Consider the following 18,238-nt stretch of genomic DNA (forward strand, 5'->3'; position numbering starts at 1 on the left):
TGCGACGGACGTCTGATCGTCCGCACTCGTCCTCCCGCGGCGGACGCACCGATCGGCGCTTATCGGGTCAAAGGATGCGCAATCGGAATGATGCCGCGCGCTCCTCCTCGGTACGTTGGGGACACGTCAACGTCCGCGAGGTCTGCGGGCGGTCTCCGGGGGGAGAAATCATGGGGGAAGACCGTTCGACGAGGTGGTCGAGGGGGCTGGTCGGAACGGACCGGGATGCCGCGGCGCTGGCGCAGCGAGCGCGGAGCGGAACGTCGCTGATCCTGGCGGGACCGCGTGGGAGCGGACGCAGCTACCTTCTGCGCGCCGTCGCCGCTGAGCTGGAACGGGACGACGCCCTGGCTGTCGATCTGCGCACCTCCCCTGCGCTCACCCGCGTCGACTTCGGAGCGATCGACGCTTCCGGACACGCTGGGCTCCGCAGCCTCGCGGACCGCAGCGCCACCACTGTCGTCGAGGGAGTGGTGGTCGTCGACGACGTCGACTTGCTCGATGCGGCGTCGGCGCGAGCTCTCGCTCGGGGCATCGCCGCCAACCGCGTGATCGCAGTGATCGGGCTGCGGACGGCGCGTGCTGGATCGACCGGTCTCCCCGACGACGTGGGCGTCGTCCGCCGAACCGTTCTCGACCTCTGGCTCGATGGATTCGCGCACCGGATCGACCTCGCCGACCTCGGCAACGACGACGCCCTCGACATGATCGACCTCTTCCCGGGAGCCGACGTTCTCGACAGCTCCACCCGTGCCGGGATCGTCTGGCGGGCCGATCGGTCTCGGACCCTTCTTCGACACCTCATCGTCGAGGCGATCGATGCCGCCCGAGCCGGACGTGACCCGCTGAGAGAGCTGCAGACAGTGGATCCACGCAGTCGGCTCGCCATCGCCGTGTCCGAACACGTCGCCGACTTCTTACCGGAGGATCTCGCGTGCCTCGCCGCGGTGCGGCGACTGCCTCACCTCGAGCTCGCGGTCGCCGCGCGACTGCTCGATGCCGAGAGGATTCAGGCTCTCGTCGCGAGGGGTCTCCTGCACGCCGACGCTTCCGCCGATCGCCGCCTCACTGCGAACGATCTCATCGCCCAGCAGGCGCAGAGGCAGCTCGGTGCGGCTCGGGTCGACGAGGTGGTGGAGTCGGCGGGACATCGCATGCTGAGGGAATCGGCTGAGTGGTGGAGTCCGGCTGTCGCCATCTCGGTCGCGGAGCGCTGGCACCGGCATGGGAGCTCCTCGTCAGGCGAGGCAGACTGCTCCCCCGCACTGCGCGCCCGTGTCGCGCTCGACGCTGCTCGAGAGGCCAACGACCGAGGTGACACCGCACGCGCGGCGGCGTACGCCGCTCGGGGCCTTCGAGCGATGGAGGATCCCGAACTCCGACGGGAGGCGCATCTCGCCGCCGATCGGCCGGACCCGATGCCGGGGGCCGCCGAGATGGCGAGTACCGACACACGGCGACGTGTCGCGCGGTCCCGCGCGACACGTCCTCCCCGCGGCACGACCGGCCACCGCGTCGCGGCGTCGACGCTCGCCGATGAGCGCATCGACGTTCTGCTGCAAGACGCCGTTCACGCAGCCGCCGACATGGACTGGGCCCGGGCGGTGACCGCGACCGAGAACGCGCTCGCGGAGACCTCCGCGTCCCCGGCGGCTCGACTACGCGCCCTCGTCGCCGCGGGATCCGCACTGACGTTCCGGGGAGATTGGCGTCGAGCCCAGAAGCATTTCCGATCGATCGAGCGTGTCCTCGACGCCCGTCGATGCCCGGAGGGCATAGGGGTGCGCGACCGCCTGATGGCTCTGCTCACCATGCTCGCCTGCCATCAGATCGCCGGCGCCGACGGCACGGCAATGCGCAAGCGACTCGAGGACGAGACGAGCATCGCCGTCCGAGAGGGGGAATCGGCGGACCTCTCGGTCGCTGGCGCCGCCTGCGCGATCGCATTCGCGTGCGTCGGCCGTCCCGAGGCATCGCAACGGGAACTCGCCTCTGCGCTTTCACGGGAGTCGACGATGGTGCCCCCCTTGCACGCGGCCATGATCGAGCTCGGCGTGGCTGACGAGCTCGCCATGGCGGGCCGCACGAGGCAGGCTCGGGCGATCCTGAACAGCCTGCGAACGCAACCCGTGCCGCTGCTGGTGCGCAGCCGACTGTATGTGGAGACGACCATTCTCACGGCGGAGGGACGGATCAACGGAGCGCGGCGAACCGCCCGGGCCGCGGCCGACCTCTCGTGCGGGCGCTCCACCGCCGCGCTTCGCATTCGAGACCTGTTCCGGCTGGTGACCCTCGGAGAGGCCGAGGAGGGCGAGATCGACGAGCTCGTGCAGCTCGCCGCCACCACCGACCTCCCCCTCGCCTCCGCGGCCGTGCGCCGAGCGACGGCGCGCACCAGCGTGGAAGCGCGATCTCCGGTCGACGAGCTTCGACTCCACGATCTGTGGTCCGCCCCCGACACACCCGCGGCGCGCACCGCCGTCGTCGCTGCGCGCAGCACTTCACGAGACACACCGGCCAAGGCGATCGACGACCTCACGGCGCGCGAGCGCGAGATCGCGCTCCTGGCCGACGAGGGTCTGAGCAATCGCGATATCGCTCAGCGCCTGTTCCTGTCGATCCGGACGGTCGAGTCGCACGTCTACCAAGCGCGGATGAAGGTGGGAGCACCCTCGCGGCGGGAGCTCGGCCGTTTCGTGGCAGCGGCGTCCGGCGCCGGTAGCTGACAGGCGGCGTCGACCACGGAAGGCTCGACGTCAGCGGTCGGGCGTGAACCTCACACCCGAAGCGGGACGCGAGAACGACCGGGTCCGCCCGATCCCCGCCTCATCGAGAGCTGATCGCGCGGCCGTGAGAGCGACCGACGACGGGTACCCGCGTCGCGACAGCTGACCGGCGAGGCGTCGGAGAGCCGCGTCGTAGTCCTTGCCCTCGACTCCTCGCACCTTCGACCGCGCGAAATCGAGTGCGCGTTCGGCGTCGTCGTCGGGGAGGGAAGCCAGGACCGCCTCGGCGACTTCCCTGGGAATGCCACGCTTGCGTAGGGTCTCGGCGACGGCGCGTCGCCCCTCGCCTTTGCGCTCGACCGCCGACATCGCCAGTTGCTCCGCGAATGCGACGTCGTCGAGGTAGCCGAGGTCGACGAAGTGGTCGACGAGTTCGTCCGCGGTCGAGTCATCGGCACCCTCGACGCCGCGCACGACGGTCCGGGCCTCCGACAGCGACAAGGATCGCGAGCGAAGCTTGCGCAGGAGAACCGCTTCCGCCCGCTCACGGATCTCTACCCGCTCCGGGAAAGACTCGTCGTCACCGGTGTCGTCACCGACGACGGAGAATCGGGGACGCCCCGCGATAGGGGCGACCGCCCCTTTCACACCGGGCATTCCGGTCGAGTCGTCCGCGATGGCCTCGTCTCGGCGCGAGGGGTGGTCGCCGCCCGGCCGGACACCCGCCCCGAAGAGAGGGATGACCGGAGCAAGATCGGTATCGTCCACGGCCCGAAGCTCACGGCGCGTCGGAGACTCGTCGAGTCCGCCCCAGTCCTTCTTGCTTCCCCGTTCACGGCTGTCACCGAGACTCCGGTCGTCGCCCACTTCCTCGGACGGGCGACGACCGGAACCCCGCGTGTCGTCGGTCATCAGGCCGGGCGCCGTGCGGCCAGCTCGTCGTCTGCCGGCGCAGCAACGGCGGGAGCGCCTCCGATGCCCATCTTGGTCTTGATCTTCGTCTCGATCTCTTCCGCGATGTCGGGGTTCTTGATGAGGAAGTTGCGCGCGTTCTCTTTCCCCTGACCGAGCTGCTCACCCTCGTAGGTGTACCAGGCGCCCGACTTCTTGACGATGGCGTGCTCGACGCCGAAGTCGATGAGGCTTCCCTCACGCGAGATACCGACGCCGTAGAGAATGTCGAATTCCGCCTGCTTGAAAGGCGGGGCCATCTTGTTCTTCACGACCTTGACGCGCGTACGGTTGCCCACCGCCTCGGTGCCGTCCTTCAGCGTCTCGATGCGACGGATGTCCAGTCGCACCGACGCGTAGAACTTGAGCGCCTTTCCACCGGCCGTGGTTTCCGGCGAACCGAAGAAGACACCGATCTTCTCGCGCAGCTGATTGATGAAGATCGCGGTGGTCTTCGTGGTGTTCAGTCCACCGGTGAGCTTACGTAGGGCCTGCGACATGAGGCGGGCCTGGAGACCGACGTGCGAGTCACCCATCTCACCCTTGATCTCGGCCTCGGGAACGAGTGCGGCGACCGAGTCGATGACGACGAGGTCGATCGCGCCGGAACGGATCAGCATGTCGGCGATCTCGAGCGCCTGCTCACCCGTATCGGGCTGGGAGACGAGGAGGGCGTCGATGTCGACACCGAGCTTCTTCGCGTACTCGGGGTCGAGTGCGTGCTCGGCATCGATGAAGGCGGCGATTCCGCCGGCACGCTGCGCATTCGCGATCGCGTGAAGCGTCAGCGTGGTCTTTCCCGAGGACTCCGGGCCGTAGATCTCGATGATGCGGCCGCGAGGGAGCCCACCGATACCGAGAGCGACGTCGAGAGCGACGGAGCCGGTGGGGATGGTCTCGATGGGCGCTCGATCGTCGCTGCCCAGTCGCATGACCGAGCCCTTTCCGAACTGACGGTCGATCTGAGCCAGCGCGGACTCGAGGGCCTTTTCGCGCTCTGCAGGTGAGGGCATGACGTCTTCTTTCTTCTCGCGTTCCGGTCGCCTATAGGCTGTCGCGCCTCCCACCGACGGTGGGTTCACCCGACAAGGCGTTCAGAGTGTCGTTCGACATCTCTCACGTTAGAGAGGGCCTCCGACATTGGCTTCGGAGAACCCCCCGGCCGTGGACAGACGAGGAACAAACCCTGGTGTGAAGGAGCCTACGCCGGTTTCGAACGTAGATTCGAGGACACGCCGAAAGAACGGTGTCGACAGCCGAAAGCCTCGGCGGCACACCGTCGGACGCACGAAGACGCTTCAGGAGCGCCGCGGCTCCAGCCGACCCACTCCGTAACGACGGGTGGCGGGAACGTCCGTCTCTTCGCACAGTGCAAGCCAGACGTCTCGCGGGTCGACGCCCGCCGCGAGAGCGTCGACGCTGGTGCGCCCGCCCACCGACGACAACACGAGATCGGTCAACAGCGAACCCCCGCGCGCGCCGAACTCGTCACGGACGGCGCGATCGAACTCGCTACGACGCACGAGCGTCGCTCAGCGGAGCGAGAGCTCGGGCTCGACGGAGGCGACGAGCTCGTCGGGCACCACGTCGGGGAAGGTCTGCAAGCCCTCGAGCACCGAGAGCCGGTCGCCGACTTCGCGCATGATGGTCGAGATGGGAACGTCGAGGGCTTCCGCGACCGAGGCGAGGATCTCGCTCGACGCTTCCTTCTGACCGCGCTCCACCTCGCTGAGGTAACCGAGGGCGACGCTCGCGCGGCTGGCGACCTGGCGGAGGGTACGACCCTTCTGCTGGCGGAGGTCACGCAGGACTTCGCCGATCTCTTGACGAACCAGGATCATGTTGGGGCCCTCCTCACTGCTGATTCCGTCGCCGCCCTCCGTGGACGGCTGTGAAACACCTTCTGTGGTCACCCTAATGCTGTGCGCTGTGCACCGGATGGGAATCGCTACACGAAACCGGGATATGCGATGATTTGTTCCCGTTTTCGTCGACCGGGTACGCCGACGTCTTCACAAGGCCGCCAGCGCCCGCCGAATCGCCAGGTGGGCCGTCTCACGGCGGATGCGCTCACGGTCGCCGGCGATGACCAGGGAGTCGACCCGAGTGCCCAACGGCGTCGACACGGCGATGTGCACCGTGCCGACCGGCTGCCCATCCTGCTCTTCGGGGCCCGCGACGCCCGTCGTGGCGATCCCGACGTCGGTGGGCACGCCGTCTCGACCCAAGACGTCGCGCACGCCGCGGGCCATCTGACGCGCCACGCGAGGGTGCACAGCCCCGTGCGCCTCCAGCAGCGTCTGATCGACGCCGAGCAGACCGTGCTTCAGGTCGGTCGCGTACGCGACCACTCCCCCGCGCACCGTGCGCGAGGCGCCGGGGATGTCGACGAGCGAAGACACCACGAGTCCACCGGTCAAAGACTCCGCCACGCCGATCGTCCACCCCAGCTCGACGAGGCGCTCCAAGAGGACGGCAGCGCTTTCACGAGGTGTCCGGACGAGGGTCTCGTCGAGGTCGTCGGGAACGCCGTCGATCACCGTGCCGCTCGCTTCTTCCGCGCCGCCCGGACCTCGGTCACGACGTAGTCGAGTCCGGAAGCGATCGTAAGGACGACCGCGATCGTCATCGTGATGACGCCCGCCCACCAGACGGTGGCCTGCCACGCACCCGCACTCGACACCGTTGCGAACGGGATCAGAGCGATCGAGAGAGCGATGGCTTGGAAGACCGTCTTGAGTTTGCCCATCCACGCCGCCGCCAACACGTGATCGCTCACGACGAGGAAGCGGTAGACGGTGATGCCGATCTCGCGCACGAGCACCACGATGGTGACCCACCAGGGAAGCTCACCCAGGATCGACAGTCCCACGAAGGCGAGTCCCGTCAGGGCCTTGTCGGCGATGGGGTCGAGGAGCTTTCCGAGGTCGCTGACGATGTCGTACCTGCGGGCGATGTAGCCGTCGACGCCGTCGGTGGCGATGGCCACGATGAACAGCACGGCGGCTGCCCAGCGGAGGCCGCCGTCGGCGCCCGCGTCGACGAGAAGGAGCCAGAGGAAGACCGGCGCGCAGACGATGCGCGCGATGGTGATCGCGTTGGGCAGCTGCGGGTGCACGGCCATCAGTCGCGACCCGTCAGCTGCCAGGCGTCCTCGGAGCCCTCGTCGTCATCGGCGTTGACAACGGGCAGACCCTCGAACTGCGCCTCGATGGGATCGGAGCCGTACCGGTCGTCGGCGCCGGGTGCGGGGGCCGCCGGAGCGTCATCGCCTCGAAGGCGCGCGAGCACCGCGGGGAGTTGCTCGTTGGTCACCATCACGTCGCGCGCCTTCGACCCCTCGGACGGTCCGACGATCTCGCGGGATTCCAGGAGGTCCATGAGACGACCCGCCTTCGCGAAACCGACACGGAGCTTGCGCTGCAGCATCGAGGTCGAGCCGAACTGAGTCGACACCACGAGCTCGGCGGCGGCGAGCAGCAGCTCGAGATCGTCGCCGATATCGGCGTCGATCTCTTTCTTCTCGGCGGCGGCCTGCACGTCGGAGCGGTACTCGGGCCGCGCCTGCTGAGTGACGTGCGCGACGACCTTCTCGATCTCCTGCTCGCTCACCCACGCGCCCTGCACGCGAAGAGCCTTGGAGGCTCCCATCGGCAGGAAAAGACCGTCTCCCTGCCCGATGAGGCGGTCGGCACCGGGCTGGTCGAGGATGACGCGGGAGTCGGTGACGCTGGTCACCGCGAATGCCAGGCGTGAGGGGACGTTCGCCTTGATCAGCCCCGTCACGACGTCGACCGATGGACGTTGGGTGGCGAGGACGAGGTGGATGCCGCTCGCGCGGGCGAGCTGGGTGATGCGGACGATCGAGTCTTCCACGTCACGCGGGGCGACCATCATGAGATCGGCGAGCTCGTCGACGACGACCAGCAAGTAGGGATACGGCTTCAGCACCCGCTCGCTGCCGGCCGGCAGCGTGATCTCTCCCGCGACCACGGCGCGGTTGAAGTCGTCGATGTGGCGGAAGCCGAACGACGCGAGGTCGTCGTACCGCATGTCCATCTCTTTAACGACCCACTGCAGCGCCTCGGCCGCCTTCTTGGGGTTCGTGATGATGGGGGTGATGAGGTGCGGCACGCCGGCGTACGACGTGAGCTCGACGCGCTTCGGGTCGATCAGCACCATGCGCACGTCAGAGGGTTTGGCGCGCATCAGCAGGCTCGTGATCATGGAGTTCACGAAGCTCGACTTACCCGAACCGGTGGAACCGGCCACCAGAAGGTGAGGCATCTTCGCGAGGTTGGCGACGACGAACCCGCCGCCGACGTCTTTTCCTACGCCGATGGTCATCGGGTGCGTGGACGAGGTCGCGGCATCCGAGCGGAGGATGTCGCCGAGGGTCACGATCTCACGGTCGGCGTTGGGGATTTCGACACCGATCGCGCTCTTGCCCGGGATGGGCGCGAGAATGCGCACCTCGTTGGAGGCGACGGCGTAGGCGATGTTGTTGGTCAACGCGGTGATGCGCTCGACCTTGACCCCCGGACCGACCTCGATCTCGTATTGGGTCACTGTCGGGCCGCGCGAGAACCCAGTCACGCGCGCGTCGACCTTGAACTGCTCCATGACGCTCTCGATCGCCGCGACCACGGCGTCGTTCGCCGCCGAGCGCGCCTTCGGCGGCGTCCCGGCGGCGAGGGCGGTGACCGCGGGAAGGCGGTAGTTCGCCGCGGGGGGCGCACCGGCGTGGTCTCCGCCGAGACCCGAGATCCCGGGGAGATCGTCGTCCGGTGCGTGTTCGAGGGGCGAATCGTCGTGCAGACCACGACCCGCCGCGGCACCCGCCAGAGCCGTGGCGTCGAACACCTCGGTCAAGGCGTCGGGCGTCGGGGGCAGGGGCGGCGGCGTGGGACGGGTCGTCGGCTCGGGCTCGACCACGGCGGATTCGAAGCCGCCCTGCGTCGTTCCGGGCGACAGCAGCTCGGTCAGGTCGTTCGACCCGAGGGAGCCGTCGGTCTCTTCTTCGCGACCCGTCTTGTTTCGGCGCCACCACGGCAGCGACTTCTCGCCCGATTCCTCGTCGGAGTCACCCGCGGGCAACACCTGGGTCGCGGCAGTCTCGTCGCGCTCGGCACGCTCGGCCCCGAACATCCATGCGTACAGGTCGCCCAGGCGGCGTCCGATGCGGTTCGGCGGGGTCTTGGTGAGGATGAGGATGCTCAACACCGCGAGCACGGAAAGAGCGATGTACGCCCCGACGTTCTGAAGGACGAGCGCGAGCGGCTCTCCGACGATCCAGCCCGCGAGCCCGCCGGCGGGACTCAGCGCCGGCAGACCACCGATGTTCGGTGCGGGGCGACCCCCCGCGACGTGACAGAACCCCGCAACCGTCACGACGAACAGGGCGAAACCGATCCCCACGCGGCCGTTGTCGTGCACCGAGGCCGGGTGGCGGAACAACCAGCCCGCCAGGAGAATCAGCAGAACCGGCAGAACGAAGGCGACCCGGCCCACCAGTCCGCCGAAGCTGTACGCGCTGATCAGCGCAGCGGCATCCGTCCCGATGAAGAACCACTCGACCACCGCACCGAGAGCCGCGAGCACGACGAGGAAGAACGGGAAGCCGTCGCGTCGCTGATCGCGCTCGAGGTTCTCGGGGCCGAACGCGCGGAACATGCCGCCCACGCCGTGCGCGACCGCCATCCACGCGCGGGCCGCCGCAGCAGGCTTTTCGGGCTCGTCGACGTAGCGCTTGGGCGCCGGGGCTGCGCGCTTCGACGCGGGCGGCGTGGACTTCGCGCGCGACGACCCCTTGGCGGGAGCGCGGCCGCCGGACGGTGACGAGGTACGAGGCATTCCTCCACGGTAGGCCGACCCTCCGACATTCGGGCGTACCGACGCGGACTTCAGCCCAGGCGCTTGACCATGACGTCGCGCCCCATGCCCTTCCGCACGACGGCGAAGCCCTCCGACCGGTACAGGGAGAGCGCGTAGTTGTCACGCTCGACGCTCAAGCTGATGCGCGCGAATCCCTGCACGCGGGCGTGATCGACCAGGCGCTGCAGCAGTGCACGACCGGTGCCGTGCGCGCGCCAGACGGGGCGCACGCCGATGATGAGCTCGGGCACCCCCGTGCCGACCCACCCGAAGCCGGGTTCGTCGCGGGGAAGCATGCGGTACCACGCCGCCCCGACGGGCTCGCCGCTCGGCGACTCGGCGACGAACCCCGAGTCGCCGGGGCGCATCCACCCCGCGATGTAGCGGCGATACTCCGGGCTGCTGACGATCTCGTGACGCGGCCGCGAGACACCCGCGCGCCACGTCGCGGCCTCGACCGTCATGTCGGCGAGGAAGGCGCCGTCGGAGGCGAGCGCCGCACGGATCGGGAGACCGGGCATGCCCGAATGATAGCGAGCGCGCGCGGGGAGCGGGAACGACGAAGCGCCGCGGGCGAACCCGCGGCGCTTCGATGAGAATCAGGCCTCGATGACCATCGGCACGATCATGGGGCGCCGACGCAGAGACTGGTTGACCCAGCGACCGATCGTGCGACGGACGACCTGCGAGAGAGCGTGGTTGTCGCGCACCCCCGACTTCGCGGCCTCCGCGAGGGCCGCGGCGATCTTCGGCTTGACGCTGTCGAACACCTTGTCGGCCTCGGCGAAGCCGCGCGCGTGGATCTCCGGACCGGAGATGACGCTGCCGGTCGCGGAATCGACGACGACGATCACCGAGATGAAGCCCTCCTCGCCCAGGATGCGGCGATCCTTCAGATCGGCATCCGTGATCTCGCCCACCGACGAGCCGTCGACGTAGACGAAACCGATGTCGACCTGACCGACGACCTCGGCGACACCGTCGCGCAGGTCGACGACCGTGCCGTTCTCACCGAGGATCGTGTTCTTCTCGGGGATGCCGGTCTCGCGTGCGAGCTTCGCATTCGCCATGAGATGGCGGTACTCGCCGTGCACGGGAAGCACGTTCTTGGGCTTGAGGATGTTGTAGCAGTAGAGCAGCTCGCCGGCGGCAGCGTGGCCCGAGACGTGCACCTTGGCGTTGCCCTTGTGCACGACGGTCGCCCCGAGCTTGGTCAGCCCGTCGATCACACGGTAGATCGCGTTCTCGTTCCCGGGGATCTGACTGGATGCCAGGATGATCGTGTCGCCCTCGCCGGGCTCGATCGCGTGGTCGAGGTTGGCCATGCGACTGAGCACGGCCATCGGCTCGCCCTGCGAACCGGTCGACATGTAGACGATCTTGTCGTCGGGCAGGTCGCGCGCCTTCTTGTAGTCGATCAGCACGCCATCGGGGACGTTCAAGTAGCCCAGATCGGCGGCGATGCCCATGTTGCGCACCATGCTGCGGCCGAGCAGCGCCACCCGACGACCGTTGGCGTGGGCGGCGTCCAGCACCTGCTGCACGCGGTGCACGTGACTGGAGAAGCTCGCCACGACGACGCGACGCGGAGCGCGGGCGATGACCTGGTCGAGCACGGGGCCGATGCCCCGCTCCGTGGGGGTGAACCCGGGGACGTCGGCGTTGGTGGAGTCGACGAGGAAGAGGTCGACGCCCTCCTCGCCCAGGCGGGCGAAGGCGCGCAGGTCGGTGATGCGGCCGTCGAGCGGCAGCTGGTCCATCTTGAAGTCGCCGGTGGCCAGCACGAGCCCGGCGGGCGTGCGGATCGCGACGGCGAGCGCGTCGGGGATGGAGTGGTTCACGGCGATGAACTCGAGATCGAACGGGCCGACCTTCTCGTGCTGACCCTCCGTGACCGTCAGCGTGTACGGGCGGATGCGGTGCTCTTTGAGCTTCGCCTCGATGAGCGCGAGCGTCAGGCCCGAGCCGATGAGGGGGATGTCGCCCTTGAGCTTGAGGAGGTAGGGAACGGCGCCGATGTGGTCTTCGTGACCGTGGGTGAGAACGACACCGACGATGTCGTCGAGGCGGTGCTTGATGGGCTCGAAGTCGGGCAGGATCAGGTCGACGCCGGGCTGGTGCTCCTCGGGGAAGAGCACGCCGCAGTCGACGACGAGCAGCTTGCCGTCGTACTCGAACACGGTCATGTTGCGGCCGACTTCGCCGAGACCGCCGAGCGGGATGACGCGGAGGGTACCCGCGGCGAGCGCGGGCGGGTCGAACGGGGTAGTGGGCATATGAGCCTCCTCGGACACCGCCTCGCGGCATCCCTTCGTGTGGCGTCCCTGGCCGCGGTTCGGCGGACGCCGATGCTTATCTCGTGGTGCCGTGCACCTTCGGCAGGGCACCGCCGGCGGCCGCGTTGCGGTCGGGGCGGAAGTTGGAGAAGTCGGCGCCGGCCACGTCCTTCACGAGGGCCAGCTCGTCTTCGATGACGGCGGCTTCCCACTCCTCCGGCCCGACGAGGGGCAGGCGGACGCGCGGGCTGCCGATGCGGCCGAGGCCGTGGAGGATGTACTTCGCCGCGACCGTGCCGGGCACGTGCGTCATGACGGCGCGGACCAACGGCTCGAGACTCTTGTGCGCGGCCGTGGCCGAGGCCAGATCCCCCGCGTTCACGGCGTCCACGATCGTGCGGTAGGGCGTCGCGGTGATGTTCGCCGTCACACCGATGAGCCCGGAAGCCCCGATCGACAGGTGCGGCAGCACGTTGGCGTCGTCTCCCGAGAAGTACATGAGGTCGGTCTGGTTCAGCACGCGGCTGACCTCGCTGAAGTCGCCCTTGGCGTCCTTGATGGCGAGGATGTTCGGGTGCTTGGCGAGACGCAGGATCGTCTCGTACTTGATGGGCACACCGGTTCGACCGGGAATGTCGTAGAGGATCACCGGCAGGTCCGTCGCGTCCGCGACGAGACGGAAGTGCGTCAGGATGCCGGCCTGGGTCGGCTTGTTGTAGTACGGCGTGACGATCATGATGCCGTCGGCGCCGGCCTTCTCGCTCGCCTTGTAGAGCTCGATCGCGTGCGCGGTCTCGTTCGACCCGCCGCCCGTGATGATCTTGGCGCGACCGGCCGAGACGCTCTTTCCGACCTCGACGAGACGCAGCTTCTCGGGGTCCGTGAGGGTCGAGGTCTCACCCGTGGTGCCGGTGACGACGATGCCGTCGGCTCCGGCGGTGATGACGTCGTCGATGTGCTTCTCGGTGGCGGGCCAATCGACTTCGCCGTCGGCGGTCATCGGGGTGATGAGCGCGACGAGCACCTGACCGAAGGGATTGCCGGAGTGCGTCATGGGTCCAGGTTATCGGTTCACGGCGTTCCACCCTCGGCGTCGCCCGCAGCTCGGGTGAACAATGCGTGACAGCGACCGCGTCCTAGGGTGGGCGTCATGGCCTGGACCACCCGCTCATCGCGCACCGTCTACGAGAATCGCTGGATCCACGTGCGTGAGGACGAGGTGACCGGCCCCCACGGCGACGGGATCTACGGCGTCGTGCGGATGCAGCACCCCGCGGTGTTCGTCGTGGCCCTCGACGAGCGGGAGCGCGTGTGCTTCGTCGAGCTCGAGCGCTACACGACCGGGCGTTCCCTCGAGGTTCCCGCGGGCGGCTCCGACGGGGAGGATCCCCTCGAGGCCGCGAAGCGCGAACTGCTCGAGGAGACCGGGGTCACGGCATCCGAGTGGAGCTCGCTGGGCCGGATGAATGCGCTCAACGGCATCGCAGACGCTCCCGAGTACGTGTTCCTCGCGCGGGGCCTGACGACGACGGATGCCACGGCCTCGCAGGACGAGGAGGGTATCGACGCCGTGCGGTGGATCCCCTTCGCCGAGACGCTCAATCTCATCGCGAGCGGGGAGGTGTCGGACGGCGAGACGATCGGCGCTCTCGCCCTGGCGGGAATCCGGCTGGGCCGTTTCCGCTGAGCCCGTGCGGGGGCGCGGTTCAGCGTCCGCGCGAGGCGGCGCGCACGACCACGGCGTCGGGAAGCAGGCGCGAGGCGGCGACGAGCACCCTGTACCGCCACGACGGCACCGACACCGAACGACCGCGAGCGGCGTCGCGCAGGCCCTCGCGGACCACGTGCTCGGCGTCGAGCCACATGCCCGCAGGTACGCCCTCTCGGCCGGGCGGCAGGCCGAGGCGCTCGTGGAAGTTGGTGTGCACGAACCCGGGGCACACCGCTGTCACGCTCACACCGCGCGGGGCGTAGACGACGTTCGCCCAGCGGCTGAACGAGATGAGCCAGCCCTTCACCGCACCGTACGTGCCGCGCGGGACGAACCCGGCGACCGATGCGACGTTGACGATGCGGCCGCTCCCCCGCTCGAGCATGGCGGGCAGGGAGGCGTGCATCAGCCTCATCGCGGCTTCGACGTGCAGGCGGAGATGCCGCACCTCGAGGTCGACGGAGTTCTCTTCGAAGGCGAGATCGAGGCCGAAGCCGGCGTTGTTGACGAGCACGTCGACGCCCTCGGCCAGGCGCCTCTCGACCACGGCGAGCGCTTCGCCGTCGAGGAGGTCGGCGCCGAGCACCTCGACTTCGACGCCCCATCTCGCTCGCACATCGTCCGCGACCCGTTCCAGCGCCGCGCCGTCGCGGGCGACGAGGACCAGATCGGCACCGCGGGCGGCCAGCTGACGGGCGAACTCCGCGCCCAGGCCCGAGCTGGCGCCGGTGATGAGGGCGACGGCCACCTCAGCGCGTCCCTCGGCGATAGGTCTCGAAGCGATACCGGATGCCGCTTACGGAGGTGTGCCACCCCTCGACGGGATCGGCGGCCTCGAGCGTCCAGCCGTCGATCGAGGGGGCGAAAGTGTCGCCGTCCACCTCGACGTCGAGGCGTGTGAGTTCGAGGACGTCGGCGCGGTGGATCGCCTCGGCGTAGAGCCGGCCGCCCCCCATCACCCAGACGTCTTCGCCCTCTGCCCGCGCGAGAGCGTCATCGAGCGAGGATGCCCTCTCGGCGCCCTCGGCGGACCATCCCTCGGAGCCCGACACGACGAGATTCCGGCGCCCGGGGAGGGGGCGGAACCGCGGCGGGAGCGACTCCCATGTGCGCCGACCCATGATGACGTCGGACGACCCGGTCACCGCGCGGAAGTGCGCGAGGTCCTCGGGCACGTGCCAGGGCATCCCTCCGTCGGCGCCGATGACGCCTCCGTGCGCCTGCGCCCACACGAGGCCGACCGCGGTCATACCGCGACGGCTCCGCGGATCGCGGGGTGGTGCTGGTAGTCCTCGACGACGATGTCGTCGAACGAGTAGTCGAAGATCGACTCCGGCCGGCGGGCGAAGCGGAGCGTCGGGTAGGGGTATGGCTCGCGCGAGAGTTGCTCGCGGACCTGCTCTCGGTGGTTGTCGTAGACGTGGCAGTCGCCACCGGTCCAGACGAACTCGCCGGGCTCGAGGCCCGTCTGCTGCGCGACCATGAGCGTCAGGAGCGCGTACGAGGCGATGTTGAACGGCACGCCGAGGAACATGTCGGCGCTGCGCTGGTAGAGCTGGCACGACAGCTTGCCGTCGGCGACATAGAACTGGAACAGGGCGTGGCACGGTGCGAGCGCCATGTCCGGGATGTCGGCGGGGTTCCAGGCCGACACGATCAGCCGACGCGAGTCGGGGTCGCGACGGATCTGCTCCACGACCTGCGAGATCTGGTCGATCGTCCCGCCGTCGGCCGTGGGCCACGAGCGCCACTGGACACCGTAGACGGGCCCGAGCTCGCCATCGTCATCGGCCCACTCGTCCCAGATGGTGACGCCGTTGTCTTTCAACCACGACACGTTCGATTCGCCGCGCAGGAACCACAGCAGCTCGTACACGATCGACTTCAGGTGCACGCGCTTGGTCGTGATGAGCGGGAAGCCCTCGGCGAGGTCGAAGCGGATCTGACGCCCGAACACGCTCGTGGTGCCCGTCCCGGTGCGGTCGGACTTGTGCACGCCCGTTTCGAGAACGTCGCGGAGCAGGTCTTCGTAGGGCGTCGGAATGTCGGCGGTCACGGCCCTCACGATACCCGCGAAGCGGTCCCACCAGAACGTGGGAAGGGGGCTCGGTGCATGGCCGCGGGGAGCGCACCGCTGGGGAGGAGGCTCCGTCACGGGAGGACTCATCGGCCCTCGTCGCGCGCACGCGCATTAGCGTTGACCGTCGTGGACGTGACCTTCGCTCTTCTCGCGGTCGGCGCGCTGGTCGTGCTGACGACGCTCGTCGGTGTCGTGTTCCGCCGACGACAGGGGCGCGCACGGACAGTCGACTCGGCCGAGGCGGTCGATCCCGGCCTGCTCGGCGCGGACCGCCTGGGCCCGGAGGCGACCCTGGTGCAGTTCAGCACCGAGATCTGCTCGCGCTGCCCCGGGGTGCGCCGCATCCTCACGCAGGTCGCCGACTCCCGTGAGGGCGTCCACTACATCGACGTCGACCTGACCCATCGTCCCGATCTCGCTCAGCAGTTCCACGTCCTGCAAACCCCCACCACCCTCGTGCTCGATCGACGCGGAGCCATCCGCACCCGTTTCGGCGGGACTCTCGAACGCGCCGCGGTCGAGAACGAGTTGACCCGACTGCAGAAGGAGCCCACCCGTGCCTGACCCCTCGCGCATCGACGCCCGCGGCCCGCGCTTCGCGGCATCCATCACCGCCGCCCTGCTCCTGGTGGCGACGGCACTCGCCCTGGTCGGTGTCTCGACGCGGCGCGGGGATCTCGGGTGGGTCGCCTACCAGCCCGCGGCCGATGCCACCTTCCGCCCCGACGTCTGGACCGTTCAACAGGTCTCGTTCCAGGACCGCGTCGCCGACCCCGGCTTCGTTCTGCTGCTTGTCATCGCGCTGCTGTTCGTGTGGGGGGTCGCCTGGCCCCGCACGGCGCCCTGGGGCGTCCTGTATCGCCGGCTGGTGCAGCCACGGCTCGCGCCGCCGACCGAGTTCGAGGACCCCCGTCCGCCCCGCTTCGCCCAGGGCGTGGGGCTGTTCGTCACCGCCGCGGGGCTGCTCCTGCACCTCGTCGGAGTGCCGTGGGCGCTGCCGATCGCGGCGGCGATGGCGTTCGTCGCAGCGTTCCTCAACGCCGTCTTCGGGCTGTGCCTCGGATGCCAGCTCTACCTCTTGCTGCAGCGCGCGGGACTCATCGGTCGCCGCGGTCCCGCCGCAGCCTGAGCGTCTTCGAGCAGAGCCCTGTCAAGACCCGCCCGGCGGCCGACGCTCTCACTAGGCTGGCCGCGTCGCGGTCGCCCCTGACCGCGCCGAGACAACGGAGGTTCCCCATGGCCGTCACGAGCGAAGCCACCACCGCCTGGAAGGGCAGCCTGTTCGAGGGATCGGGTGAGGTCACCTTCACCTCGTCTGGAATCGGCACGTTCGACGTGAACTGGAAGGCGCGCAGCGAAGGATCGGGCTCGGTCACCACGCCCGAAGAGCTGCTCGCGGGTGCGCACTCGTCGTGCTTCAGCATGGCGCTGTCGAACGCACTGGCCGAGAACGGCACCCCGCCCGAGTCGGTCGACGCCACGGCGTCGATCACCTTCAAGCCCGGCACCGGCATCACCGGCAGCCACCTCAACGTCAACGCCGTCGTCCCCGGACTCGACGACGAGACGTTCCAGAAGATCGCCGCCGACGCGAAGGCCAACTGCCCCGTGTCGCAGGCGCTCACCGGCATCGACATCACCCTCGAGGCGACGCTTGCCTGAGACTCCGGCCCGACGCGTCGTCCTCGCCGGCGCGTCGGGCCTCATCGGCTCGGCGCTCCTCGACTCGCTGCGCGGCGACGGCGTCGAGGTCACCTCGCTCGTGCGCCACGAGCCGACGGCACCGCAAGAGGTGCAGTGGCTGCAGGACGCCGCACCCCTCGACCCCGACGTGCTCGCCGGGGCCGACGCGGTGGTGTGTCTGAACGGCGCGTCCATCGGGCGCTTCCCCTGGACAGCCTCGTACAAGAGCACCCTGCTGTGGTCGCGTATCACGCCGACCCGTACGCTGGCCGCGGCCGTGCGCGCGCTCGGTGCCGACGCCCCCGCACTCGTGAACGCCAGCGCCACCGGCTTCTACGGATCGCAGCCGGGAGCCGTGCTGACCGAGACCTCGAAGCGCGGCTCCGGTCTGCTGGCCGACATCTGCGTCGACTGGGAGCACGCCGCCCGCGCCGCCGGCGACTCGGCCCGCGTGGCGATGCTGCGCACCGCTCCCGTCGTGCACGAGCAGGGTGTGCTCAAGCCCCTGCTGCTTCTGACCAAGCTCGGCCTCTCGGGCCCCATCGGGCGCGGGACGCAGGTCTGGCCCTGGATCTCGCTCGACGACGAGGTACGGGCCATCCGCCACGTCATCGACGCCGACGTGTCGGGACCGGTCAACCTCACCGGGCCGGTGCGCGCGACGGCGAACGACCTCGGGTTCGCTCTGGCTCGCCGCATGAACCGTCCCTACCTCGTACGCGCACCGATCTGGGGCGTCAAGCTCGCCCTCGGGTCCGACGCGACGGAGGCCCTGCTCACCTCGGATGCCGACGTTCGTCCTGCCGTCCTCGAAGACAGCGGATTCGTGTTCACGCATCGCACGGTCGAAGAGGCCGTCGCCTCGGCCGTTCCCGCGCGCGACGCGGCCTGAACGCGCGGGGACGACCGACGCCACGCCGGTCGTCCCCGCGGCGCT

19 protein-coding genes are annotated in these 18,238 nt (G+C 69.2%); 6 read left to right on the forward strand and 13 right to left on the reverse strand.

All coding sequences use genetic code 11. The features are described 5' to 3' along the window. Window positions 1-170 precede the first annotated feature (170 nt). Entirely contained in the window at window positions 171-2,726 is a 2,556-nt protein-coding gene (locus tag AB6V29_RS11380; RefSeq protein WP_369358717.1) for a LuxR C-terminal-related transcriptional regulator, read from the forward strand. Window positions 2,727-2,756: 30 nt separating this feature from the next. Here AB6V29_RS11380 and AB6V29_RS11385 read toward each other — a convergent pair whose 3' ends face one another. The 10 genes from AB6V29_RS11385 to dapA form a co-directional block, all read right to left on the reverse strand. Next, a complete protein-coding gene (locus tag AB6V29_RS11385; protein ID WP_267786633.1) occupies window positions 2,757-3,494 on the reverse strand; it encodes a regulatory protein RecX in 738 nt (245 codons plus the stop codon). A 143-nt stretch (window positions 3,495-3,637) separates the two neighbouring features. Beyond that, window positions 3,638-4,690, reverse strand: a complete 1,053-nt coding sequence (gene recA / locus AB6V29_RS11390; RefSeq protein WP_210071875.1) for a recombinase RecA — start codon at window positions 4,688-4,690, stop codon at window positions 3,638-3,640. A 285-nt stretch (window positions 4,691-4,975) separates the two neighbouring features. Continuing rightward, entirely contained in the window at window positions 4,976-5,200 is a 225-nt protein-coding gene (locus tag AB6V29_RS11395) for a DUF3046 domain-containing protein (protein ID WP_210071876.1), read from the reverse strand. 9 nt (window positions 5,201-5,209) lie between these two features. Further along, window positions 5,210-5,518: a helix-turn-helix domain-containing protein gene (locus AB6V29_RS11400; protein ID WP_055835145.1), complete on the reverse strand. Its 309-nt coding sequence runs from the start codon at window positions 5,516-5,518 to the stop codon at window positions 5,210-5,212. Between the two features lie 171 nt (window positions 5,519-5,689). After that, window positions 5,690-6,217 (reverse strand): CinA family protein, encoded by a 528-nt coding sequence (locus tag AB6V29_RS11405; protein ID WP_210071877.1) that lies wholly within the window; start codon window positions 6,215-6,217, stop codon window positions 5,690-5,692. Beyond that, on the reverse strand, window positions 6,214-6,801 hold the full coding sequence (pgsA, locus tag AB6V29_RS11410; protein ID WP_267786632.1) for a CDP-diacylglycerol--glycerol-3-phosphate 3-phosphatidyltransferase: 588 nt from the start codon (window positions 6,799-6,801) through the stop codon (window positions 6,214-6,216). The genes AB6V29_RS11405 and pgsA overlap by 4 nt, the downstream gene beginning before the upstream one ends. Further along, window positions 6,801-9,530 (reverse strand): DNA translocase FtsK, encoded by a 2,730-nt coding sequence (locus tag AB6V29_RS11415; RefSeq protein ID WP_267786631.1) that lies wholly within the window; start codon window positions 9,528-9,530, stop codon window positions 6,801-6,803. The genes pgsA and AB6V29_RS11415 overlap by 1 nt, the downstream gene beginning before the upstream one ends. Window positions 9,531-9,580: 50 nt before the next feature. Continuing rightward, entirely contained in the window at window positions 9,581-10,072 is a 492-nt protein-coding gene (locus AB6V29_RS11420; RefSeq protein ID WP_267786630.1) for a GNAT family N-acetyltransferase, read from the reverse strand. 78 nt (window positions 10,073-10,150) lie between these two features. Beyond that, window positions 10,151-11,827: a ribonuclease J gene (locus tag AB6V29_RS11425; protein WP_210071881.1), complete on the reverse strand. Its 1,677-nt coding sequence runs from the start codon at window positions 11,825-11,827 to the stop codon at window positions 10,151-10,153. Between the two features lie 76 nt (window positions 11,828-11,903). After that, window positions 11,904-12,881 carry a 4-hydroxy-tetrahydrodipicolinate synthase gene (gene dapA, locus AB6V29_RS11430; protein WP_103210415.1) on the reverse strand — a complete coding sequence of 326 codons (978 nt, stop codon included), beginning with the start codon at window positions 12,879-12,881 and terminating at the stop codon, window positions 11,904-11,906. Window positions 12,882-12,977: 96 nt separating this feature from the next. On the opposite strand from dapA, the gene AB6V29_RS11435 reads away from it, so the two are divergent. Then, the gene (locus tag AB6V29_RS11435; RefSeq protein WP_369358724.1) at window positions 12,978-13,514 is read left to right on the forward strand and encodes an NUDIX domain-containing protein; all 537 of its coding nucleotides are present in this window, start codon (window positions 12,978-12,980) and stop codon (window positions 13,512-13,514) included. A 19-nt stretch (window positions 13,515-13,533) separates the two neighbouring features. Here the strand turns inward: AB6V29_RS11435 and AB6V29_RS11440 are convergent, their stop codons facing one another. The 3 genes from AB6V29_RS11440 to AB6V29_RS11450 are packed head-to-tail and all read right to left on the reverse strand — an operon-like array spanning window position 13,534 to window position 15,594. After that, window positions 13,534-14,286 carry an SDR family NAD(P)-dependent oxidoreductase gene (locus AB6V29_RS11440; RefSeq protein ID WP_369358726.1) on the reverse strand — a complete coding sequence of 251 codons (753 nt, stop codon included), beginning with the start codon at window positions 14,284-14,286 and terminating at the stop codon, window positions 13,534-13,536. Window position 14,287: 1 nt separating this feature from the next. After that, complete coding sequence (locus AB6V29_RS11445) at window positions 14,288-14,788, reverse strand: dihydrofolate reductase (protein WP_369358729.1); 501 nt, start codon at window positions 14,786-14,788, stop codon at window positions 14,288-14,290. After that, a complete protein-coding gene (locus AB6V29_RS11450; RefSeq protein ID WP_307315997.1) occupies window positions 14,785-15,594 on the reverse strand; it encodes a thymidylate synthase in 810 nt (269 codons plus the stop codon). Before AB6V29_RS11450 ends, AB6V29_RS11445 begins: the two co-directional genes overlap by 4 nt. A 156-nt stretch (window positions 15,595-15,750) precedes the next feature. On the opposite strand from AB6V29_RS11450, the gene AB6V29_RS11455 reads away from it, so the two are divergent. From AB6V29_RS11455 to AB6V29_RS11470, 4 genes are all read left to right on the forward strand, one after another. After that, window positions 15,751-16,182 carry a TlpA family protein disulfide reductase gene (locus AB6V29_RS11455; protein WP_369358733.1) on the forward strand — a complete coding sequence of 144 codons (432 nt, stop codon included), beginning with the start codon at window positions 15,751-15,753 and terminating at the stop codon, window positions 16,180-16,182. Further along, window positions 16,175-16,747, forward strand: a complete 573-nt coding sequence (locus tag AB6V29_RS11460) for a DUF4395 domain-containing protein (RefSeq protein WP_369358735.1) — start codon at window positions 16,175-16,177, stop codon at window positions 16,745-16,747. Before AB6V29_RS11455 ends, AB6V29_RS11460 begins: the two co-directional genes overlap by 8 nt. 107 nt (window positions 16,748-16,854) lie before the next feature. After that, window positions 16,855-17,280 carry an OsmC family peroxiredoxin gene (locus AB6V29_RS11465; protein WP_103210405.1) on the forward strand — a complete coding sequence of 142 codons (426 nt, stop codon included), beginning with the start codon at window positions 16,855-16,857 and terminating at the stop codon, window positions 17,278-17,280. Beyond that, the gene (locus AB6V29_RS11470; protein ID WP_369358738.1) at window positions 17,273-18,193 is read left to right on the forward strand and encodes a TIGR01777 family oxidoreductase; all 921 of its coding nucleotides are present in this window, start codon (window positions 17,273-17,275) and stop codon (window positions 18,191-18,193) included. The genes AB6V29_RS11465 and AB6V29_RS11470 overlap by 8 nt, the downstream gene beginning before the upstream one ends. The last annotated feature ends 45 nt before the right edge of the window (window positions 18,194-18,238 follow it).

This window comes from Microbacterium sp. 20-116 (assembly GCF_041079415.1).
In the GTDB taxonomy this organism is placed as follows: Bacteria; Actinomycetota; Actinomycetes; order Actinomycetales; family Microbacteriaceae; genus Microbacterium.